At 45.5% G+C, this 22,985-nt stretch carries 19 protein-coding genes; 9 read left to right on the forward strand and 10 right to left on the reverse strand.

Going from position 1 to position 22,985, the window contains the following annotated elements; genetic code table 11:
• Positions 1 to 253: 253 nt before the first annotated feature.
• The 6 genes from NDI42_RS25595 to NDI42_RS25620 all read left to right on the forward strand — a co-directional run bounded on the left by NDI42_RS25595 (position 254) and on the right by NDI42_RS25620 (position 3,984).
• Positions 254 to 1,561 (forward strand): metallopeptidase TldD-related protein, encoded by a 1,308-nt coding sequence (locus NDI42_RS25595; RefSeq protein ID WP_190451607.1) that lies wholly within the window; start codon positions 254 to 256, stop codon positions 1,559 to 1,561.
• 53 nt (positions 1,562 to 1,614) lie between these two features.
• Positions 1,615 to 2,418, forward strand: a complete 804-nt coding sequence (locus tag NDI42_RS25600; protein ID WP_199310976.1) for a DUF3153 domain-containing protein — start codon at positions 1,615 to 1,617, stop codon at positions 2,416 to 2,418.
• A 176-nt stretch (positions 2,419 to 2,594) separates the two neighbouring features.
• The gene (locus NDI42_RS25605; protein ID WP_190441200.1) at positions 2,595 to 2,936 is read left to right on the forward strand and encodes a DUF433 domain-containing protein; all 342 of its coding nucleotides are present in this window, start codon (positions 2,595 to 2,597) and stop codon (positions 2,934 to 2,936) included.
• Positions 2,937 to 2,939: 3 nt separating this feature from the next.
• Complete coding sequence (locus tag NDI42_RS25610) at positions 2,940 to 3,275, forward strand: DUF5615 family PIN-like protein (protein WP_190451582.1); 336 nt, start codon at positions 2,940 to 2,942, stop codon at positions 3,273 to 3,275.
• A gap of 37 nt (positions 3,276 to 3,312) precedes the next feature.
• Positions 3,313 to 3,639, forward strand: a complete 327-nt coding sequence (locus tag NDI42_RS25615; RefSeq protein WP_190451584.1) for a DUF433 domain-containing protein — start codon at positions 3,313 to 3,315, stop codon at positions 3,637 to 3,639.
• 3 nt (positions 3,640 to 3,642) lie between these two features.
• Positions 3,643 to 3,984, forward strand: a complete 342-nt coding sequence (locus NDI42_RS25620; RefSeq protein WP_190451585.1) for a DUF5615 family PIN-like protein — start codon at positions 3,643 to 3,645, stop codon at positions 3,982 to 3,984.
• 16 nt (positions 3,985 to 4,000) lie between these two features.
• Here the strand turns inward: NDI42_RS25620 and NDI42_RS25625 are convergent, their stop codons facing one another.
• On the reverse strand, positions 4,001 to 4,471 hold the full coding sequence (locus NDI42_RS25625; protein WP_190451610.1) for a tetratricopeptide repeat protein: 471 nt from the start codon (positions 4,469 to 4,471) through the stop codon (positions 4,001 to 4,003).
• Between the two features lie 97 nt (positions 4,472 to 4,568).
• On the opposite strand from NDI42_RS25625, the gene NDI42_RS25630 reads away from it, so the two are divergent.
• Positions 4,569 to 4,973 (forward strand): DUF1499 domain-containing protein, encoded by a 405-nt coding sequence (locus NDI42_RS25630; protein WP_190451588.1) that lies wholly within the window; start codon positions 4,569 to 4,571, stop codon positions 4,971 to 4,973.
• Positions 4,974 to 5,244: 271 nt separating this feature from the next.
• On the opposite strand, the gene coaE is transcribed toward NDI42_RS25630, so the two are convergent.
• The 8 genes from coaE to NDI42_RS25670 all read right to left on the reverse strand — a co-directional run bounded on the left by coaE (position 5,245) and on the right by NDI42_RS25670 (position 19,079).
• On the reverse strand, positions 5,245 to 5,853 hold the full coding sequence (coaE, locus tag NDI42_RS25635) for a dephospho-CoA kinase (RefSeq protein ID WP_190451589.1): 609 nt from the start codon (positions 5,851 to 5,853) through the stop codon (positions 5,245 to 5,247).
• 128 nt (positions 5,854 to 5,981) lie between these two features.
• A complete protein-coding gene (locus NDI42_RS25640) occupies positions 5,982 to 8,198 on the reverse strand; it encodes a putative bifunctional diguanylate cyclase/phosphodiesterase (protein ID WP_190451591.1) in 2,217 nt (738 codons plus the stop codon).
• A 236-nt stretch (positions 8,199 to 8,434) separates the two neighbouring features.
• Positions 8,435 to 8,884, reverse strand: a complete 450-nt coding sequence (locus NDI42_RS25645) for a response regulator (RefSeq protein ID WP_190451592.1) — start codon at positions 8,882 to 8,884, stop codon at positions 8,435 to 8,437.
• A complete protein-coding gene (locus NDI42_RS25650; RefSeq protein ID WP_190451594.1) occupies positions 8,871 to 13,982 on the reverse strand; it encodes a PAS domain S-box protein in 5,112 nt (1,703 codons plus the stop codon). Before NDI42_RS25650 ends, NDI42_RS25645 begins: the two co-directional genes overlap by 14 nt.
• Before the next feature lie 234 nt (positions 13,983 to 14,216).
• Positions 14,217 to 15,806 carry a uroporphyrinogen-III C-methyltransferase gene (gene cobA, locus NDI42_RS25655; protein ID WP_190451596.1) on the reverse strand — a complete coding sequence of 530 codons (1,590 nt, stop codon included), beginning with the start codon at positions 15,804 to 15,806 and terminating at the stop codon, positions 14,217 to 14,219.
• Between the two features lie 132 nt (positions 15,807 to 15,938).
• Entirely contained in the window at positions 15,939 to 16,406 is a 468-nt protein-coding gene (locus NDI42_RS25660) for a tetratricopeptide repeat protein (RefSeq protein ID WP_190451598.1), read from the reverse strand.
• A 290-nt stretch (positions 16,407 to 16,696) separates the two neighbouring features.
• Positions 16,697 to 17,635, reverse strand: coding sequence for a homogentisate phytyltransferase (locus NDI42_RS25665; RefSeq protein ID WP_190451612.1), 939 nt, complete (start codon positions 17,633 to 17,635; stop codon positions 16,697 to 16,699).
• Positions 17,636 to 18,218: 583 nt separating this feature from the next.
• Positions 18,219 to 19,079 carry a methyltransferase domain-containing protein gene (locus tag NDI42_RS25670; protein ID WP_190451599.1) on the reverse strand — a complete coding sequence of 287 codons (861 nt, stop codon included), beginning with the start codon at positions 19,077 to 19,079 and terminating at the stop codon, positions 18,219 to 18,221.
• A 132-nt stretch (positions 19,080 to 19,211) separates the two neighbouring features.
• On the opposite strand from NDI42_RS25670, the gene NDI42_RS25675 reads away from it, so the two are divergent.
• Together NDI42_RS25675 and NDI42_RS25680 are read left to right on the forward strand one after the other, a co-directional pair.
• A complete protein-coding gene (locus tag NDI42_RS25675; protein ID WP_190451601.1) occupies positions 19,212 to 20,546 on the forward strand; it encodes a TrkH family potassium uptake protein in 1,335 nt (444 codons plus the stop codon).
• A 120-nt stretch (positions 20,547 to 20,666) separates the two neighbouring features.
• The gene (locus NDI42_RS25680) at positions 20,667 to 21,368 is read left to right on the forward strand and encodes an NAD-binding protein (RefSeq protein WP_190451603.1); all 702 of its coding nucleotides are present in this window, start codon (positions 20,667 to 20,669) and stop codon (positions 21,366 to 21,368) included.
• A gap of 82 nt (positions 21,369 to 21,450) precedes the next feature.
• On the opposite strand, the gene NDI42_RS25685 is transcribed toward NDI42_RS25680, so the two are convergent.
• Positions 21,451 to 22,710, reverse strand: coding sequence for a tetratricopeptide repeat protein (locus tag NDI42_RS25685; RefSeq protein WP_190451605.1), 1,260 nt, complete (start codon positions 22,708 to 22,710; stop codon positions 21,451 to 21,453).
• Positions 22,711 to 22,985: the final 275 nt, after the last annotated feature.

Below are 22,985 nucleotides of genomic sequence, written 5' to 3' on the forward strand. Positions count from 1 at the left end.
CCATGTCAACAGAAACTTTCGGATGGGCGCAAAAAGCGGCTCTGGGTAAGGCGCTTTCCTCTCTGTTTTACCATTTTTTGGGGTGGTCAGTTACTTTTGCCGGGGTGCACTAGAAGTAAAAACGCCTGACGACTAAAGTCAAGGGCGAACAAACGAAGCCCGCGCAACGCGAGCTTTGTCTGTGTAGCCACACGCTTCGAGCGTGTGGGTTTAATTTAAGATGATTATGGGTGAAGCTAGAGGAACTGAGATGGTGACTGATGCGACGGTGGAGCAAATTCTGAAATTGGCAAAGGGGCGAACCGATGCCGCTGAAGTTTACTATCTATCAAGCTCTGACACACCAGTTGAGTTTGAAAACAATCGTTTAAAATCTCTGCAAACCAAAGCCTTGAGAGGGGTAGCGCTGCGGGTGCTGCATAAGGGTAAGTTGGGTTTTGCCAGTTCCACAGACTTGACGCGGCTGGAAGATTTGGTAGATGCTGCCGTGCAAACGTCGGAAATTGGCGATCCATCTGAGTTTGATTTTGCCAGCGTAATGCAGGTGACAGCACCAGCAACAACCTACACACCACCAGCAACTGAAGAATTAGTGGAAGTAGGCGATCGCTTAATTTCCCAAATCCACGACTATAATCCCGATATCCTGGTAGATGTCGGCTTCCACGTCCGGAAAGGGAACATTAAAATTGCTACCAGTTCTGATGTCTACGCCGAACGCAGCAGCCAAATTGTCAGCGCCAGCCTTTCGGGTAACTTAGTACGCGGGGAAGATTTTCTCCAAATTTACAGCTTTGATGTCGCCCGCGATCGCGTTCCCGACTATAACCGTCTTCTGGAAGATTTGTTGCAAAAGTACGCTCTAGCAGAACAGCCAGCAACAATTGAAAGTGGATCTTTCCCTGTCTTGTTCAACCCCAGAGCCGCCGCAGGTGCCATCGGACGCTTATTTAAAACGGTTCTCTCCGGTCAATCCGTTGTCCAAAAAGCCTCTCCATTGGCAGCTAAACTGGGCGAGAAGCTATTTGACGAGCGTTTAACGTTATTTGAAGACCCCAGCATCGGAGCTTCTGCCTGCGCTTTTGACGATGAAGGTACGCCCACCAGTCGCAAAGTGTTTATCGAGCAAGGCACTGTACGCGGCTTTTATTGGGATCGTCGTTGGGCTGCACGGGCTGGTTGCGAGTCTACTGGTAACGGTTTCCGGGGTGGTTTGTCTCGTCCTAGCCCGGATTTGGTAAATCTGTGTTTTGCTCCTGGTAAGACTTCTACGGCTGATTTAATTGCCAATATGGATGAAGGGGTAATTGTGGATCAGGTTTTGGGTGCTGGACAGTCGAATCAACTGGCGGGAGAGTTCTCAGTAAACCTGGATTTAGGTTACAAGGTGGAAAAAGGCAAAATTGTCGGTCGGGTGAAGAATACTATGGTGGCTGGTAGTATTTTTGAGGCTTTTAAAAATTTGGTGGATTTGGGAGATACGCCCGAATGGGTTGGCGGCGGTAGTTATTTGCCTTGTATGTTGTTTGAAGGTTTGGGTGTGGCGGCGCGACATGGGTAAATGAAGCGCACAAGGAAGGACGCGAAGAGAACAAAGAGCAAGGAGGAGAAAGAGTGAGGTTAGCTGTGTTGGAATTTGGCGATGTGTTGGCGAGGATGCGGGTTCTCTGGGTGATGCTGTTGGCGGTGCTTTTGCTTTCGGGTTGCGTTCAGTATGATGCTGGGGTGAATTTCGAGAGTCCGAATAAAGGTGAGATTGTACAGCATATTAAGTTGCGGGAACAGCTGACGGCTTTTAGCAGCGAACAGGCGCAGGATTGGTTAAATAGTCTTGAGAGTCGCGCAAAGCAACTTTCTGGGAAAGTTAAGCGCATCTCGAAAGAGGAAGTTATTCTGACGGTTCCGTTTGCTAGCGGTCGGGAGTTGGAGGAGAAGTTTAATGAGTTTTTTAATCCTCCAGTGAAGAAGGGTTCCCAACCTGCGACGGATTTGCCAACGATTAAGTCTAATTTGAGTTTGACTCAGGGTAACTTTATTTTCTGGGTGCGAAATCGTTTGAGTTACGATTTGGATTTGCGATCGCTCGGTGTTCTCTCTACTGACGGTAACGTTATAGTTAGTCCCGGTTCGCTGTTTGATTTAGACTTTAGCTTGAAAACTCCTTGGGGTGCTAAGAGTGTTGATAACTCTACCACTGCGATCGCTCCAGTTGTCTCCGATAAAGGGCATGAACTGGTTTGGAAGCTAAATCCAGGTGAGGTAAACCACATCGAAGCTGTGTTCTGGCTTCCTAACCCGCTTGGAATTGGCACGCTGGTTATTATTTTGTTAGTGGTAGCGGGATTCTACTTTAAAGGGAAGAATTCCCCCGGAAGTGGGACGGTTTCTGTGACACCGCCTGCGGTTCCACAAAGTTAATAGTCGAAAGTTGCAAAACGAACAAAGCCCGCCTGCGCCAAATTTTGAAACCTGCGTAGGCGGGTTTCGTGTGACAATATGCGAATTATATTCGCCCTTTTTAGATGAGGTCAGGGCAAAGATATGCGCCCTAAAATGTAATAGAAAGATTACTTAACACAAATTTCATATTTAATATGACAGTCAAAGAATTAGAAGCACAACTCGAAGCCCTAACTCCAACGGAAAAGGCTGAAGCCATACAAATATTAACTAAAACTTTGAGCAACGGTTCGCTAGGTATTACAAAAACGCCTGGTGTAATGGGTGGAGATGCCTGCATCTCCAAAACTCGCCTTCCAGTTTGGCTGTTCGTGAGTTTGCGTCGTCAAGGTGCAAGTGATGCTCAACTGCTAAAATTTTATCCGCATATTAGTGCAGCCGACTTGGTGAATGTTTGGGCTTATGCTGATGCACACCCAGAGGAAATTGAAACAGCACTGCGAGAGCAAGACGAAGCAATGCAAGAAGAAGCATAATCTATGGCAAGTCTCTATGCCGATGAACAATTCCCATTGCAAGTTGTGGAATTATTAAGAACTTTGGGGCATGATGTCTTGACAGTTCAAGAAGCAGGAAATGCTGGATTTTCTGACCCAGAAGTATTAGCTTTTGCAGTGAGTAACGTTCGCGCAGTTCTATCACAAAATCGTCGTGATTTTATCCGACTACATATTCAACAACCTGACCATGCTGGCATTATTGTATGCACAGAGGATAAAAACTTGGAGAGGCTGGCGACGCGCATTAATGATGCTATTTCTGCTGAAGAAACTTTGACAGGTAAATTGATTCGTGTCAACCGTCCCCAGATATAAAAATCAAGCGATCGCATTCACAATTACCAGATTAACTATGACATTAAAAGAATTAGAAAAACAACTCCTTTCATTAACTCCCGCAGAAAAAGCTCAGGCAATCCAGTTATTAGCCGAAAGTTTAAGCAATACTTGGAAAGGAATTGAAAAGACTCCTGGCGTGTGTGGAGGCGATGCTTGTATTGCCAAAACTCGTATTCCTGTTTGGGTACTTGTAAATGCTCGTAGTTTGGGTATTAGCGAAGCACAACTATTATATGACTATCCAACTCTATCTGCTGCTGACTTAGCAAACGCTTGGGCTTATGCTAAAGCATATCCTCAAGAGATTGAAATAGCAATCAGAATGAACGAGGAAGATTAATTGATGGCGCGTCTTTATGCAGACGAACAATTTCCAAGGAGGGTAGTGGAATTGCTACGAGATTTAGGTCACGACGTTCTGACAGTACAGGAAGCAGGAAAGGCAAATCTTCAGATTCCTGACGAGGAAGTGTTAGCATTTGCCGTAAATGAAGAACGGGCAATTTTGACTTTAAATCGGGATGATTTCTTCAGACTTCACCGCTTACAACCAGAACATTTTGGCATTATTGCTTGCAAAGATGACCGGGATAGGGAAAGAATGGCAACGCGCATTAATGAGGCTATTTCTGCTGAAGAAAATTTGACAGGTAAATTGATTCGTGTCAACCGTCCCCAGGGATGAAAATGAAGCGATCGCATTAACTCAATTTTGCTGTACACTCTAAAATTAACCGTTGATTCTCTAGCGCATAAGGCTGAATTTCCAAAGCTTTTCTAAAAGCTACGATAGCAGCAGTGTATTCTTCCAGTGCGAGATAACACAACCCCATACCATGCAGTGCGCCAAAGTGAAATGGAATTAGCTCGACAGCCATTTGACAGTCGTTAAGAGCTTTTTTATAATCCCTGAGAATATAGTAAAGTACGGCTCGTCTATTCCAAGCTTCGGCAAAATCAGGTTGAGCTGCGATGATTTCTCTAAGTAACTCTTCGGCTTTGGCAATCTCTCCTGCTTCAAGTAATGCCTGCGATCGCTGTAAAATTTCAAAACCCGCTACTCCCTTTTGATAAAACCAAATGCGCCAAAGCTCAGCCGTAGCCTCATAGCGCACCTTTTCATCAGGGTTTTTCAGGTCTTCTAGTAACGAATTGAGAGAAAATTCATTCATGGATGTCAGCCCCAGTAAGTCACGTTGGCCTGTAATCTTCATATCCTTATGTTTAGCAGCTATCTGTTTCATAGGGGCAACTACTTTTTTAGGAGGAATGACCGTGTTTGCCGGAAAACGACCCACAAATCTAGGTGTACAGTCAGGAAAACTAGCGCCATGTCCTAGTACGCCCAACTGTGTCAACAGCCAAAGCCAGGATAGCGAACATAAAATTGAGCCTCTTACCTACAACTCTAGCGCCGCACAAGCGATCGCTGATCTCAAGACAGTTATCCAGTCTCTCCCTAAAACCAAAATTGTTGCCGAAACCGACAATTACCTCTACGCGGAATTCACCACCAAACTTATGGGGTTTGTCGATGATGTAGAATTCTATGTCGATGATGCCGCAAAAACCATCCACGTCCGTTCAGCTTCCCGCCTGGGACAGTCAGATTTAGGCGTGAACCGTAAAAGAATAGAGACACTAAGAGCCAAACTCAACGAACTCCGAAGCTAATAACAACCCCGTCAGAGAAAATTCTGTAACGTTGATTTTCGTTTGCGGTAGGGGCATGGCATTGCCATGCCCTTACAAAATATCGAAAATTGCGATATTTTCTCCGATTGTATGAAACCACCCCCCTCCGAGAAGTATTGGGTTACAGGGTGGTTTCATGTTGTAACTGTTGGGGACAGGGAAAACCTGGCACTCGCATTGCACTAAAGCTGCCCAAGTATTGAATAAGCCTGTCAATAGCTAAAAATCCACTGTTGAGGAACGCTATAACTCAACACTCAAAACTTTTTATGGCTGCGTCTACCTGTTGGAGCAGAAATTCTAAAGTCGAGGAGTTGTCAAGAACGACATCAGCCTTGGCACACTTCTGGTCTATTGGCATCTGGCTGTTTATTCTAGCTTGCGCCTGTTCAAAAGTTAAGCGATCGCGTTTAATCAATCTCTGGATCTGCTGTTGTTGCGAACAGCTTACAACCCACACTTCTGTACACAGATCAGTCATCCCAGCTTCAAACAGCAAAGGCACCACTAATACCACCGTGGGATGTAGATTAAAACTATCAATTGCCTCGACAATGCGATCGCGCACAAAAGGATGAATCTGTTGTTCTAGCCACCGACGTTCCCCAAAGTTGTTAAAAACAACATTACCCAACCGCCCGCGATCTAAGGTTTCATCCGGTAGCAGTATATCTGAACCGTAGCGCTCAACAATCAGATTCAGTATCGTCGAACCAACTTTTACAGCATCTCTTGCATAAACATCCGCATCCAAAATCGGCAAATTGTAGACACTGGCAAGATAATTTGAAACCGTAGTTTTGCCAGTCCCGATGCCCCCAGTTAAACCAATAATCCGCCGTTTATAATCATTATTCATTAGTTATACTCTCGTTCCCAATCTCTGACTGGGAATGTCGGAGAATGACGCTAGAGCCTCATTTCTTCTTAGCCATTCCCAGAATTGTGTTCCCAGTATCTGACTAAAAACGAGAATTTTTAATTGTTTTACCATCGCAACTCTGAGGCAAACAACTTCACAGCCGCCTCGCTATCCACTGGCCGAGAAAACAAATATCCCTGCCCATAATGGCATTCCCGTTTCAATAGTCGCAACTGAGTCAACTGCTGCTCAGTTTCCACACCTTCTGCAACCACTTCCATACCCAGATTGCCAGCCAGGGTTACAATTGTCCAGATAATCTCCCGACTGTGAGCCTCAATGCCGATACCATTGACAAAAGAGCGGTCAATCTTCAAAGTATCTATAGGCCAGCGGTGCAAATAACTTAATGAAGAATAGCCTGTACCAAAGTCATCAATACACAATAGAATATTCCTTGCCTTCAATTGCTCAAGCAAAGCTTTAGCAGAATCGGCATTTTCCATGATGGTACTTTCAGTGATTTCCAACTTCAAGAAACTAGGATCAAGACCAGTTTCCTGTAAAATTTCGTCAATTTGCTCAATTAAACCTGATTGCCTAAACTGAACACTAGAAAGATTCACGCTGATAGTTAAATCATCCGTAAAATCGGGATATTTCAGCTGCCAAACACGCAACTGACGGCAGGCTTCCTGAAGTACCAACGCACCAATAGGGACGATCAGACCAGTATCTTCTGCCACTGGGATAAATTCAGATGGAGAAACCATGCCTCTCGTCGGGTGAAACCAGCGGACAAGAGCCTCAAAACCACTGATTTTGCCTGTAGATAGGGAAACAATTGGCTGATAGTAAAGTTGAAATTCATGGGCAGCGATCGCTCGTCGCAGATCCGTTTCTAACTGCAAACGATCCACCGCACGAGTGTGCATCACCGGATCGAACACAGCATAACCTGCCCTGCCCTGTACCTTGGCGTAATACATCGCCGTATCCGCCGCCCGCAGCAAATCTTGAGGCTGGTCATCATCAGCGCTGAGGATGCAGTAATGAGGATTAAGCGAGGAGAAAGAGGAAACCGAAGAACTACCTGCTGTCTCACTTGTTAATATTTTTATCTCAGTTTTACTCAGAGCAATTCCGATACTGGTAGTTGTGAACACCTCGCGCCCATTCAGTTTAAAAGGCTCCCCCAACTTGCGGTGGATCTGCTGGGCAATGCGAATAGCATCACCTACATCGTGAATATCGTCCAGCAGAATAGCAAACTCGTCTCTTCCCATCCGGGCTAGCGTGTCGCTGGCACTCAGACAGCTTGATAGCTTGCCAGCCGTAGCAATCAGCAGTTGGTCGCCTACCAAGTGTCCCATACTGTATTTGACCATCTGAAAGCGATCCAAATCCAGAAACAAGACAGCAAATAAACTCTCTGGGTGTTCTTTGCCACACTCTATGCGACTTGCCAGACGATCCAGAAACAATTTTCGGTTAGGCAAACCACACAGCGAATCATAAAAAGCATGGTATCGCAGCTGTTCCTCGGCAAGCTTGGCGTGAGTAATATCGTGGCAGTTGACTACAATCCCAGCTACTGCTGGATCGTGCAGTAAGTTAGTAGTAACAGCCTCAAAAACGCACCAAGAACCGTTGGTATGTCGAACGTGATACTCCGGTAGTCGGTGACTAACGCTGGGATTTTCCATAGCACGCTCAAATGTTTGATTAACCAGAGTTATATCCTCTGGGTGAACAAACTTTACAGCGCTTTTGCCAACCACCCTAGCTGGTGAATATCCTAAAATTCGCTCAACAGAAGGGCTAACATATTGTGAAACACCATTTTCATCAACAATCAGAATAATGTCGGTGGCGTTTTCGATTAACGCTCGAAATCGTTGTTCGCTTTCTTGTAGGGATGCGATTAATTGTGTCTTTTCCGCCTCAGTCTGTCGCTTATGGTCGCGCATTTGTTTCGCTTGCAGCGCCTGGGATACCGCCGCCCCCAGTCGCACTAATCTATCTTTAAGCAGGTAATCAGCTGCGCCGTGTTTCATGCACTCTACTACCACTTCTTCGCTAACTGTGCCAGTAACGACTATGAAGGGAATGTCTAAATTACGCGATCGCAAAAGTTCCAACGCCCTGAGAGCATCAAATTGAGGCAAGGTGTAATCAGCCAGAATCAAGTCAAGATCGGGATGCAATTGGGCCAGGTAGTCGGCTTCTGTATCTACGCGCTGCCACTCTGGTTTAAAACCAGCCCAACGCAGTTCGTGCAGAGTTAGTTCACTATCGGTTGGTGAGTCTTCAAGCAGTAAAACTTTCAGCGGAACTGACATGATGACCTTCTGTTGAGAGGAAGAATGTCTGAGTTTTGATGTTTGCGGTCTGATGTCTGAGTTCTGAAGTGATATATGCAAATTCATGGTTAAGATTTCACCTGTTATAGCCTTTGTGCTTCTGACAGTACAATATGGTTTTAGGTTTGTCGCCTCGGCAATTTCTAAAATTTTGTACTGTATTCGGTTTTAATAATCCAAAATCTTTGCCTTGAAAATGGTATACGCCCTGACTTTTAGAAGATTGGAGACTGGTTCAACACTAGCCAGTACAACCCCAACTGCCTCACAGCTTCAGTGAACTGTTCAAAGTCTACAGGCTTGACGATGTAACTGTTGACACCGAGTTGGTAACTATCCACCATGTCGCACTCTTCACAGGATGAGGTAAGTATTACTACTGGAATTTTACGGGTTTGGGGGTCGGATTTGATGGCCTGCAAAACTTCTAAACCATCAATTTTGGGGAGTTTTAAGTCAAGCAGAATCAGTTTGGGGTTGTTGTTGAGGTTGCGGTCTGCAAAGGGGCCTTTACGGAAAAGAAAGTTTAGCGCCTCCTCACCGTCGCGGGCGATGTGGATGTGATTGGAGATTTTGTTTCTCCGCAGGGCCAAAAGTGCGAGTTCCAAATCGTTAGGGTTGTCTTCGACTAGCAAGATTTCCTTTGGGTTCTCAATTGTCGCCATTAGCACCTGTAAGGGTAAAGTAAAAAATTGTACCTTGGTTGACTGCTGATTCAGCCCAGATGCGTCCGCCGTGACGGTGGATGATGCGTTGTACGATCGCTAAACCTACTCCGGTTCCTTCATATTCTTCTGCACGGTGTAGCCGCTGGAAGACACCAAAGAGTTTATGGGCGTAGCGCATATCAAAGCCTGCACCGTTGTCTTTGATGAAATAAACATCATTAGTTATTAGTTCTTGGGTATTAGTTAATGACTGATTGTTATAGCCAATTTCAATTTGAGCGATTTCGCGATCGCGTGTAAATTTGAAGGCGTTGGAAAGTAAATTGATAAAAACTTGCTTGAGTAAGGCTGCATCTCCCTGGCAAATGGGCAGTTCGCCAATGGTAATTTCAATATTACGGTTTTGTTGTTCTTGGTGTAGTTCTGCGAGTACCTGACGCACTAGATCGAGAATAGCTACTGGCTGTTTTCTTAGCGGTTGGCGCGACAGCCGGGAGAAACTGAGCAAATCATCTATTAACTCGCCCATTTTCTGGGCGTTGTCCTGCACCATTTGTTGATAGCGTTGGGCTTCCGGATCGAGTTGATCGCTATAGTCTTCCTGCAAGATCCGCGAGAAACCGTTGATGGCACGCAGAGGACTACGCAAGTCGTGAGAGACAGAATAGCAGAAAGCTTCTAGCTCTTTATTAGCTGCTTCTAATTGAGCGGTGCGTTCGATGACTCTTTTTTCCAATTCGGCGTTTAGCTGGCGAATTGCTTCTTGGGAAAGCACTTTTTCTGTAATATCGGTGCAGGTGCCAATCCACTCGCGAATTTCACCTTCTTCTGATAATAAGGGAACGCCACGGACATTGAAGTATCGATAATCACCATCGGCACCCCGCAGACGAAACTCGGCGTTATAGATACTTTTGGTTTGGATGGCTTGAGACCACTCTTGGGAAGCGCGATCGCGCTCGTCGGGATGAACGGCTTCTAGCCAGCCCCAACCCTGGATCTCGGCTTCAGATTGACCAGTATAAGCTGTCCAATCAGCTTGTTCGGTAATCATCTCGCCTTGACCGTTGGTAGTCCAGACTATCTGCGTAGTGGCGCGTGCCAGAGAACGATACCGCTCCTCACTCTGACGCAACCCTTCCTCAGCCCGCTTCTGGTCGTCAATATCCGTAGAAGTCCCAAACCATTTGATAATATTGCCATTGCGATCGCGCAATGGTAACGCCCAACCGAGGTGCCAGCGATATTTTCCGTCAGATGCTCTCTTGAAGCGATATTCAATTTTATAAGGTTCGCCTGTCTGCACTGCATGATTCCAAGTGTCGAGACAATTTTGTACGTCGTCCGGATGTAGTACAGGTTGCCATCCCCACCCCTGAGTTTGCTCTAGGGTCATTCCTGTATAGTCAAACCAGCGCTGGTTGTAGTAATCTAGAAAGCCATCCGGCTGTCCAGTCCAGACGATCTGCGGCATTGCGTCTGCTAGAAGGCGATAGCGCTGTTCGCTGGCTTGGGCCTCTGTACGCGCCTGCTGCTCAAGTACCAAAAGTTCGGCTAGTGCTTTTTCCAGCTGTCTGCGCTCTGTCAAGTCAACTGCAAAGCAGCCAACCCGATCCGTATACTCGTCCAAAAGTGCCATACCGAATAGAATGGGGACGCAACTGCCATCCTTGCGAGTGTATTCTTGCTCGAAAGGGGTACAAGAGCCAGACTTTCTAATTTCTGCGATCGCTCGTTCATTCAGAGAGCGACATTCTAGGGGAATCAATGCGTCCCAATGCACTCTACCTGCGAGAAGATCCTCCCGCGTGTAGCCCACCATCGACAGAAAAGCGTTGTTAGCTTCGGCGATATTACCGTTAATATCCCCAAAAAATACACCAAACATATTCGACTCAGCTAACCGCCTAAACCGGGCTTCGCTTTCTTGCAACGCTTCCAAAGACTGCTGGCGCTCAATCGCAATTCCTGCCATTTGCGTTGCTACTGCAATCAGTTGCAAATCGTCGGCACTGGGGGGGCGAACTTTGCCGTAATACATGGCGAAAGTCCCCAGTATCTTGCCATTGGTGGAAAATATTGGCATCGACCAACAGCTTCGCAATCCATTAGATAATGCCAAATCGCGAAATTCTGTCCACAGGGGATCGTTTTCGATGTCTGAAACGATGACTGGTTTACCAAAATACGCCGCCGAACCGCAGCAACCAACATTAGGAGCGATCGCTATTCCATTTATTGCCTGAGTGTAGCTGTCTGGGAGACTAGGAGCGGCTCCATTCAGCAATTTTGTCCCAGTTTTGTCAACAAGCAGGATCGAGCTAATGCCTTCACCAGAATGTTCCTCGATAAACTGCGCCAAAGCGTCCAGCACCTGAAGGAGTGGCAGTCCCGTGGCAATCATTTCTAATAAACGTTTTTGTCCGGCTATCAGCGCTTCCGCTTGCTTGGCAAGAGTTATGTCACGAGCGATACCGCGATAACCTTGAAAAACACCTTGATGGTCGAAGACTGGAGAACCGCTGGTTCCGAGTATAACTTGATGACCATCTTTGTGAAGTAACGTTTTTTCCAGTTCCGAGAACGGTTGTCTGAGTGAGGTAAAGTAATCCATCAATTGAGCAAATCGCTCAGCCTCTGACGGTGTCATAAACTCAAAAAGCCTCTTTCCCAGAATTTCGTCTGGCTCGTAACCTAGAATATCTTTGACTTTCGGGTTGACGTAAGTATAAGCATTGTTAATATTTTTTTCCCACACCCAGTCGTTAGTATTTTCGACTATATTGCGGAATCTTTCTTCACTTTGTCGCAGTGCTTCTTCAGCAGTTTTGCGTCCAGTAATATCGCGAGAATTAATAACAATACCACCCACAGCAGGGTCAGCAAAAAGGTTAGTGCATCTTGATGATAAATAGCGCCAATATCCGTTTTTATGTTGATATCTGTATTCTATCGATACGGCTAAGCCAGGGTTTTCAATTAAGTTGTGCAAATTATTTTTAACATACTTAATTTTTTCAGGATCAACAAAATCGAAATATCTCTTACCAATTAATTCCTCTGATTTATATCCCAAAATTATCTCAACAGAGGGACTTTGATACTGCATTACGCCATCAGCATCAATAATAGTGATGATGTCTGAGCTATTTTGAATTAGCGAACGGAATTTAGCCTCACTGGCTGCAAGTGCTGCTTCTCCAAGCTTGCGATCGCTTATATCTGTGTGCGAACCAGTCATCCGCACGGGGTTCCCTGTTTCATCCCACAGCGCCTGACCGCGATTTAAAATCCATTTATAAGTGCCGTCTTTGCACCTTAGGCGAAACTCGGCGATGTAAAATGGTATTTTCTTATCCAAATGATCTTGGCAAAGTTGTTGCACCCAGTCAACATCATCTGGATGTATGCGGCCGATCCATTCATCCAAATGGTTAGTAATTTCATCATCTTCATAACCTAACATCTCCTTCCATCTAGCTGAAAAGAAAACTTGATTAGTTTTGATATTCCAGTCCCAAATTCCATCATTATTACCGCGCAATGCTAGATGCCAGCGTTCTTCACTTTCTCTTAAAGCTGACTCCGCGATTTTGCGCTGGGTGATGTCGGTGAGGCTGCCACTGGTGCCATTAATTCTACCGTCGGAAGCTAGAGTTAATTGGGCGGTTACTTCCAGGTAACAATATCTACCATCTTTGGTAATATATCTTCCCTGATTGTGAAAGTATTCTTTCTGCTGTGAAATTAAGGCAAAAAATTCTTGTAAGTTGCGATCGCGTTCTTCGGGATGAATATAATCTAAAAAATTCTTCCCAATGCTTTCTTCAATAGTAAAGCCAGTAAGTTGTGTCCACGCAGGATTGAGAAATGTCCAATGTCCAGCTTCATCGGTTTGAAATAGCACTTGTGGCAGACTATTAACCAGTGAACGATACTTTTTCTCACTTTTTCGCAAAGCTGCTTCTGCTGATTCGCGTTCTTTAAAAGAGTTTTCCAACGATGCTGCCATCGTGTCAAAGGCATAAGCTAACTGGTTGAATTCTCCGCTAGCATAAGCCAAGCCAGCCCGGACGCTCAAATCGCCTTTGGCGAGGCGGTGCGTTGCCTTTATTAGCGCTTTTACCCGTCGCAATATAAATACGTCGCTGCCTATCCAGGTGGCAATGACTACGAATATCGCAATTAACCCTAAAGTAAATAAGTTTCTCTTCAGCCTTCCTTGAGCCTCAGCATAGGCAACAGTTTTAGGAATGCCAATGGTTACGTAAATGCTACAGCGATCGCTGCTATTTGTACAAACACCAGAAAGCGGCGCAAAGGCATACAAGCGCGATATACCATCCAAGCCAACAGATTCAACGGTACCTGTCTTTTGTGTTTTGAGAATAGTTTTGACCAACGGTACTTCTGGCGCAGACTGCCCAATCCATTTTTCTGGGTTGGGGTAGCGGGCTAAAATTGTCCCGTTGCTGTCAATAACGGTAAAAGTCGATCCGGGCGGCAGATGGGAAGTGTTAACTAATTGACTTAGCGATCGCAAATCTAGGGCAGCATAAACTACCCCTGTCACTTGTCTTTTCTCGTCAAGTAGAGGATAGCTGAAAACCAGCCCTGGTCTGCCTGTAATCTGACCAATTTGATAATCACCAGTAGCGAAATTGCGCTCTTTCAAAGTCCGCACAAACCACGGGCGATGTCCTAAGTTAGTTGATTTTTTAAAAGGAAGAGCGCTGCAAAATACATCGCCATCGGCTTCTACAACACCCAAATTGCCATAGTCTGGATATTTTTGCCGCAGAGAAGCCAAAAACTCATTACACAGTTTGGCATCCTGCTGGCGTACTTCGGGAAGTTGCGCCAGTACAGTAAGTAGTTGGCGGGTGTTCTCAATTAAGCGCTCTTGATTGTCGGTAGCGAGCCTGTTCAGCCGCAGGGCATTTTCCTTGGCTTCAACTGTTTCCAGATGACGATCTTCCAGGTGTGTGTAGAGCGTCAGCCCAAACGCCGGAATGACAGCCACCAGAACCAGCAGCAGCAAGCGCGATCGCAGCGAAGTTGCGTATGCGTTACCTGTTCCCAGCCGGCTTGCCATCGTCCCCAACCTGGATGCTGCTGTATCCCTGATAACATTTAATGATCTTAAAAGCGATCGCATACGCTATTTCACTCCTAAACCTTTACCGCTGAAGGAGCAAGATGAAAAAACTAATATTTTGTATTAGATAATACTATTTCCATGCTTCTTTCTTCAGGTGTTCTGTGCAGGTGGCACGACTACCCCAAAAGTTAACAAAATTTCCTTAACAGTGGCAAGATTAACAGCTCTTTAAGAATTCTTCCTTAACACTGTAGTCCACTCTAGTATCGCTTCCAGCAGCCCATCTAAAGTGTATTCTGGCGCTTCCACATCAACTCGTCCCAAAAGCTCCTGACAAGTTTTTGAGGTTTGGGGCCCAATGGAGGCGATACAGACATTCTGGAGCGGTAATTCCTCAATTGCGCCTACTAATTGACAAAAATGTTGCACAGTTTTAGAACTGGCAAAGGTAATTATATCGACTTGCTGCTGCTGTAGTGCCTGGAGAGCTTGGGGAGAAATCGCTTTTGGACACCGGGACTGATATGCCGCTACTTCTACCACTTCTGCACCTAAAGCGCGTAGTTCCGACACTAAAACTTCTCTTCCACCTGTTTCGACTCTAGGAAACAAAACTTTTTTCTTGAAGAGATTTTCTGGAAAGTTTTCTACGAGGGAATCCGCCACAAAGTCTGGGGGAATAAAATCTGGGTTGATACCTCGGTGTTTTAAACTTTGGGCGGTTTTCTTTCCGACTACAGCAATTTTTACTCCTGCTAAGGCACGAGCATCTTTATTTTGTGCTTCTAGCCGTTCAAAGAAGTAATCAACGCCGTTAGTGGAAGTGAGAATTAACCACGAGTAGTCAGTAAGTTGCGCGATCGCATTATCCAAAGCCTCCCAGCTGGAAGGCGGGACAATTTCCAGCGTAGGCATTTCGATTACCGTTGCGCCTTGTTGTTGCAAGCGATCGCAAAACTCACTTGCTTGTCCGGTTGCTCGCGTCACCAAGATAGTTTTACCAAACATAGGAATTTGGGGTTGAGGATTGGGGATTCGGGATTGGGAATTGGTAATTCCTTTTGGTTGGGGGGATCGCCTTGTGTCTTCTTCAGGCGATCGCAAATATTCTCTCAAACCAACTACCTCCCCAATTACGATTACTGTGGGAGAAAGAGATTCACCCTTGGTTTTCTCGACAATATTCCCTAAAGTCCCTATCCAGATTTTTTGTTCAGCAGTTCCCGCCCAACGAATAACGGCGACTGGTGTAGAATGCGATCGCCCATATCGCTGCAACTGATGGACAATTTCACCTAAATGGCGTCCGCCCATCAATATTTCTAACGTCTGCATCCCGGAGAGTGTCTTCCAGTCTAAGGCTTCTGGTTCATGGGCTGTCACTACGGCAAAACCTCGACTCATCACCGGATCTGTCAGCGGAATTCCTGCGAGTAAAGGTGCTGCTAAAGCCGAGGAAATTCCCGGCACAATTTCAAATGGACACCGGGAGGCAATTAATGCTTGAATTTCGGAACTACAGCGCCCAAAAATGAACGGATCGCCTGACTTTAGCCGCACAACGGCTTTACCTTCTTGACATTTTTCCACCAGCAGTTGGTTAATTTCTGCTTGCGGTGTGCTGGGTTTTCCTCCCCGCTTGCCCATATCCAGCTTCTGGCAATCATCTGGCACCAGTTGCAACAGTTGCTCATCAATCAGTGCATCGTAAACTAAAACTTCTGCCTCACAGAGCAGTTGTTGCGCTTGCACTGTGAGGTAAGCAACATTTCCTGGCCCCGCGCCTACAAGATATACTTTGCCGATATGCTCAGTCATATCAATTTTAGATTTTGAATTTTGGATTTAAGCCGGACGACTAAAGTCAAGGGCTATACAGACAAAGCCTGCACAACGCAAGGCTAATATAAAGCCGGCTCTCATCAGGCTTGGTTTGTGTAGCCTCATCCTTCAGGGTGTGGGCGTGTTTAATTTAATTTCCTCGATTAACTCTTCGAGCTGTTTTTGCTCCGGGGACGGTGCTTTATATAATTCTCTAGCTTTTTGCAGATTTGCGATCGCTTCTTCTAACTTATTTTGCTTCATCAAAGCGTCTCCCAACCTCAAATAAGCATCTATATTTTTGGGCGATCTCTCCGTCAGTTCCCGAAACACAGGCGTAGCCTCATCGAGTTTGTTTTGCGCCATCAGCGAATTCCCCAAAAACAACCGAGCCATATCATTAGTACGGTGTCGTTCAATCACCCTGCGAAAATTTGCTTCTGCACTTGCATAATCTTTTTGTTTATAAAGATTTACTCCTTTTTCAAAGATATTTGAAGTAGTAATTGTCTCCAAGATAAAATAACCGAGTCCGGTTAGAACAATACCAACTACAGCCGCAGCTACAAAATAAATTGTTTGAGATGTTTCGCCCATTTTTTCCTCATTTTATACTTTGAATTGTAAGATTGTAATTAAACAAATCTGGATGGGTGAATAGCACTTAACTTTTGCCTTGCGTTACCTCCCGGAACTAAAGTTCCGGCTGAAAGCTCAAGTCCGTTTCAACAGGCTCAAATGTTTGTTTGGTATTGATTTTAACCCGTTTTTACGGGTTTAAGCTATGAGCCGGAAATTTATTTCACGGCTCATCTGTATGTATGCTGGCTTTCGCTACACGACCTAAAAAGCGTTGTGTAACGCACCATTATCAGACAGTGTTTTTCTTACGCCAAAAGACAGGCTGCGGGAAAAATTAGATATTCCAAGAAAAACAGTTTCCAGATAAATTGATAGAAGGATGCGATCGCTACCTTATCTTGTAAATCAACCCTTGTGCTACGCCACCACAGCAACGCTAGCGCTAATAAATGAGTAATCACTACAAAGGTGGCATTTAGCAAAGGAAGCTTCGCCACTCCCGCTAAAATCATCCCCGCGTAACATACAGTTATTACCCAGAGAGAGAGATTAAATACAGCAGCTTTACCCAACTGAATTGTAAAAGTGGTGATATTGTACTGCTTATCGCCTTCCATATCGGGAATGTCTTTAAAAATAGCGATCGCAAACGTAAACACCAATACAAACAAGGTTAGCGCCCAGACTGGTACGGGAATCACTTGCTCTTTTTGCAACACCCAATTGAAGTGTAAAAACAGCCCTAAATTAACAATTACCCCCCGCACAGTGAAAATACACAACGCTGCCCAAAATGGAAACCGCTTTAATCGAATTGGCGGTAAAGAATAAGCTGTGCCAATTGCTAAACTAATGCCCACAGTCAAAAGTAAATATTGCCCCAGCAGCAGCGAAGAAAGCAACGCTACAGTACCGCTAATAGCGATAATTATTACAGCTTGTCGCCGGGAAAATTCACCTGCTGCGATGGGCAAATGGGGTTTGTTAATTTTGTCAATTTCCACATCTTCCAGCTGATTTAACCCCACAATGTAAATATTGCCCCCCAAACAAGCAATCCAACTTCCCAACAGTTGCACCACACTATCGCCGATGACGCTAGTGGAGCTGAGAGCGATCGCCATCAAGTATAATGCCACCACACTTAAGCTAGTGCCAATGATCGTATGGGGTCGCGAAAACTTCCAAAAGGCATACAGCCAGGGAACACGTTGCTGAACTGGATGGGACTGAGAAGGATTAATTTGGGGATCGGAAGACTTTTGAGGAGATATCACAGAGAGTAAGTGCCTGAATAAATGCTCAGGCTTGATTTTAAGCAATTTTTGCTACCAAAGTTATTACTTATCCAATCTGCAACTTTCAAAAAGCTCCTTATTCAGAACGTAGGTTGAACCCTTGGAACCTCACTTAACAAATGCTTATGCGTGTTGGGTTTCGTCCTTCAACCCTACCTACAGTTAGGGCATGAGAATGCCTATCGGTGTCAATTTCAGCCCTAGCGACTGGAAGTCGCGGCTAAACAAACTCAGTCCGCCTACCCTTTGGGAACGCTAAAGCGAACGCGGACTGATGAAATATCAAGGTTCTTTTAACCCGCGCAGGCGGGTTTTGTTTGTGTAGCTGCGGTTTCAACCGCCAAGCTAACGTTAAGTTGACACCAATGGGCGGGGACTAAGACTTGATTCTCCCCCCTTTTCTCTAGCGCAGCGGCGCGTTAGCGCGAGGGCTAGGGGTAATCAAATTAACTTTTGACACTTCTGGGACATCCTCTAAGAAGGGGGTTCAAGGGATGAACATACTTAACCTAACCGTATTGTTCAGACGCTAAAGCACATCACCTTTGCTAGCGCACAGCAACCCAAATCGAATCAAGCCTCGCTCATAACCCCGACTCATTAAGCCTAGAGAAAGCGCAGCCTGAATGGTTGTCCAACCGGAAAGCAGCAAACCCACAACGGCATCAAAATTAAAGGTAGAATCAATTACTACATCCCAGAAGGGGGCTACAGCTTTTGACCAGTCTGCCGTGCGAATATTTTGGAAAGAGAGATTACCAGCCATTTCTTCATATTCGGGCAGCGAAATCACATAAGGCAAAGCATACACCCGGTAAATTTCCGCCAAATGTTTCCGCTCATCATCTGTAAGTTGCCCATATTCTCCACCCAAAGGACGGTGACACCACGTTGCCATAATGAAAGTTCCGCCAGGCTTTAGTACCCGGTAGCATTCCTCCAAAAACTTCTTTTTATTCGGCATATGTTCCCCACTTTCCATCGACCATACCAAGTCAAAGGAGTTATCGGCAAAAGGCATATTTAAAGCATCTGCCACCTGGAAAGATGCCCTTTCACTCAGTCCCGCCGCCGCTGCGCGTTCCTTTGCCCGGTTAGCCTGGACTGGGCTGAGAGTAATCCCAGTGGCAGTAGCGTTAAACTTTTGTGCCAGATATAGGGAACTGCCGCCAATTCCGCAACCAACATCAACAATGTGCTGGGCTTGTTGTACGCCAGCCCAGTTGAGTAATTGTTCTATCAGGTCAATCTGTGCCTGCCTTCGGTCTTTTTTTTGGGTGCCATCTGCGCCATAGTACCCGTGGTGCATATGTTCGCCCCAAATCTGTTCCCAAAGACCAGAGGAAGCGTCGTATAACTGCTGAATTTGCTGATATAGAGTCGATGTCATGAAATTGTCGCGAAAAGTGCGGATTAAAAATTAGCCTACCAGAACTCCGAAAGCAGTAAGCTCTTAAAAAGAGTTTTTTTCTCCCCCCTCAAATTCTTAGATTCAGCACTTAGCTGTTCTTCAGGTTAGCTTATGACTGTTTCTCGAACTATTTGCCTGGGTTTCCTAGCGGTAATTACGGTTGGCACGCTTTTACTGATGTTGCCGATTTCTATGAGTGATGGCAGCTGGAGCAATCCGCTAATAGCCCTATTTACGGCAACTTCTGCGGTTTGCGTGACTGGTTTATCTGTGGTTGATGTCGGGACTTTTTATTCATTCTGGGGGCAGCTGTTCCTAGTCTTGCTGGTGCAGGTGGGTGGCTTGGGCTATATGACAGCAACAACTTTGCTTTTGCTGCTGTTGGGGCGCAAGTTTGGATTGAGAGAGAAAATCGCTATTCAACAATCATTAGATCAGCCTGGATTGTCTGGTGTGGTGGAGTTGGTTCGCTCGATTATTGCCATGACGCTGATTATTGAAATTTCCGGCATTTTTTTACTGATGTTGGTGTTTGTGCCAGATTATGGGATGGAGCGTGGTCTTTGGCTATCAATTTTTCATAGCGTGAATTCTTTTAATAATGCAGGCTTCGGTCTTTTTCCAAATAATTTGATTCGGTATGTGCGATCGCCCTTGATAAACCTGATCGTCCCCATCTTGATTATTTTGGGAGGGATTGGCTACGAGGTAATTATGGAAGCGTATCTCTGGGTACGCGATCGCTACCATAGACGCCCAGAGAAAGTAGTATTTTCTCTTAATTTCAAAGTTGCCACCAGTACCACTCTCCTTTTACTGATCTTGGGAACCATTTTCTTCTTATTTGCGGAATTCAAGAATCCGCAAACCTTTGGACAACTAAGTTTCCCTCAGAAATTAATGGCTGCTTGGTTTCAATCTGTTACTCCGAGAACAGCCGGATTTAATACGATTGATATTGGTAAGATGACCGAGGCTGGTCTATTTATTACAATTGCCTTCATGTTTATCGGTACCAATCCCGGCGGTACAGGCGGCGGGATTAAAACTACTACCGTGAGAGTGTTGTTTAGCTGTACTAAAGCAGTTCTCCAAGGGAAGGAAGAAGTGCTGTGTTATCAGCGTCAAATACCGTTGGTGCTGATATTAAAGGCTGTTGGTGTCGCATTTGGTTCATTGATGGTGGTGATTGGTTCCACAACTTTAATTGCGCTGCACGATCCACAGTTTGAGTTTATCCAAATCCTGCTTGAAGTTGTTTCAGCATTTGCCACAGTTGGACTTTCTGCTGGCATCACAGCGACTCTTTCAGCGTTCGCTAAATTGGTAATAATTGCCACGATGTACATAGGTCGGGTTGGAGTGTTGCTACTCATGTCAGCGATTTTAGGAGATCCCAGTCCCAGCGTTATTCGGTATCCGGAAGAGAATTTATTGGTAGGGTAGCGATCGCGATCTTCAGTGCTAAATAATCTATTGTCAGTTGCCAGTTGCTAATGGTCATGAAATTACCATTAGCCCTTAACAATTACTAATAACCACAATAAACAGTCCGGAGTAAAGAGAGTGAATTTGTCGTCTTTGAGTTTTTTTCGCAGTCTAGGCACCAGTAGCAACAAGCGTCAATTTGCGGTCATTGGCTTAGGGCGTTTTGGTCGTGGCGTCTGTTGGACTCTACACCGACTAGGCTACGAAGTGCTAGGTGTTGATGCCGACGAAAAGAAAGTAGCCCAAATCTTGACAGATCAAATTGCCGCCCACGCGGTGCAGTTGGATTCGACAGAACCAGCTGCCCTTAGAGAGGCGGGAATTTCTGATTTTGATACGGTAATTGTGGCGATTGGTAATTATCTGGAAGCGAGTGTAATTACTACTTTAAATTTGAAGGAAGCTGGCGTACCCCATGTAGTAGCTAAAGCTTCCTCAGATATTCATGTAAAATTACTTCAAAAAGTGGGGGCAGATCATGTGGTGTTTCCAGAGCATGAAATGGGCTGTGCTTTAGCAAGAAGTCTCACTAAACCTGCTATTTTAGACCGCTTCGATCTGGACACCGATCATAGTATTGTAGAAGTTATTGTTCCCGACGAATTCCACGGCAAAACTATCTCTGAACTTCAACTTCGCAACCGCTTTGGTTTGAACCTATTAGCAGTAAGTCACGATAGCAAGTTTGAAATTAACCCTAATCCCCACCAGCGACTTTATAAGGGATCGGCAATGGTTGTGATTGGCTGCAATAAAGATATTAATCGCTTACCAATTTAAGGCAACCGACGAAAGGTAGAGGCTTTTTATCTCGTCCCCAGCCAGCGACTAGGAACGAGAAAACTCCTACTGGTTGCCTTTTTTAGTTGGCTCCTATCTGCTGTAAAAATTGGTTTAGCTGGTCAATTTTGTCTACATCCCCCTGCTGATTAAACAAACTCTTCGCTTGGGTTAGAAAAGGAATCGCCTCCTCCCGTCGTCCAGTTTGTTGCAGCGAGACTCCCAGGTTATAAAACGCATCTGCCAGAGTGGGATCGATGACAATGGCTTGCTGGTAAGCTGCTATCGCTTCCGTTAACTGACCTTGCCTTTGTAGCGCAACGCCCAAGTTATACTGAGTCGTAGCATCATTCGGCTTGAGACGCTTAGCTTCCGTCAAAGCCGTGGTTGCTTCTTTGACTTGATTCCGCTTCAGTAGCATCGCACCCAGTTGCTGGTAAGATTCAGCATCGTTGGGGTTGAGACGCACCGCCTCTTGGAATCTGTTGGCTGCTGCTTTGAAGTTACCTTGCTGGGCAAAAATCACCCCCATCTGGTATTGAGCATCTGCTAATTCAGGATTGCGATCTGCTGCTGTCTTAAATGCGTTTACCGCTTGCTGCTGCTGGTTTTGCTGGGTATAAAGTAACCCTAGTTGATATTGAGCTTCGGCATAGTTTGGGTTAATCCGAACCGCTTCCTGAAATTCGGCGAGTGCGGCTTCGGGTTGGTTTTGTTTCACCAAAAGCAGCCCCAAGTTATAGTGAGCCTGCGCGTAGTTGGGTTCTTTGACCAAAGCTTGCCGATATGCAGCGATCGCTTCCTCTGATTGCCCTTTAGCTTCCAAAGCCAACCCAACATTATAGTAGCCATCTGCCAAGTTGGGATTAAAAGCCAGCGCTCTTTGGTACGCAGCCAGCGCCGCATCTGGTTGTCCTTGTCTATATAAAGCAACTCCCAAATTGTAATAAGCCTCTCCCATATTCGGGTTTAGGCGAATAGCTTGTAGATACTCGTTAGTTGCCCGATCAAACTGACCTTGTTGAGCTAAGGAATTCCCCAACAGATAATAAGCCATTGCAATGCTAGGGTCAAACTCCAGCGATTTCCGCAGGGCTAGTTCTGCACCCCGAAAGTCTTGGCGGTTATACCGGGTCACTCCTTGCTGGAAGTAAGAAGCTGCTTCCAAATCTTGAGTGTATAAACCCTCGACCATCTGTTTATTCCCTAAGGTGGATGTAAACGATGTCGTTTTTTGCACCTTATACCGTCGTTCTCCGGCACAGGCATTATCGGCAGTTGTCCAACCAAAAGCGATCAAAGCAGCCGCAAGCAAATAAATTGATTTGTGGTTTTTCAGCATATTTGGGAACCCCGCACCACTAGCTCTTAAGTAATAGTAATAGTAATTGTAAATGGGGATTGGGGATTAGGATGGGGGATTGGGGAAGAGGAAAAAGTCTTACCTATAGCAATCCTATTTAAGTTGTAAACGAGTATTCGCCCTGATATAGGGACACGGCAGTGCCCATTAGTGTCAACTTAAGAAAAAGCAGAGATTGTCAAGAGGTGTTCCAGCGAAAGATAAGCTGACAATTGCAGCATTCATCTCGGTCTATGGGCAATCCTCGCAATGGT

The organism is Funiculus sociatus GB2-C1 (genome assembly GCF_039962115.1).
Taxonomy (GTDB): domain Bacteria; phylum Cyanobacteriota; class Cyanobacteriia; order Cyanobacteriales; family FACHB-T130; genus Funiculus; species Funiculus sociatus.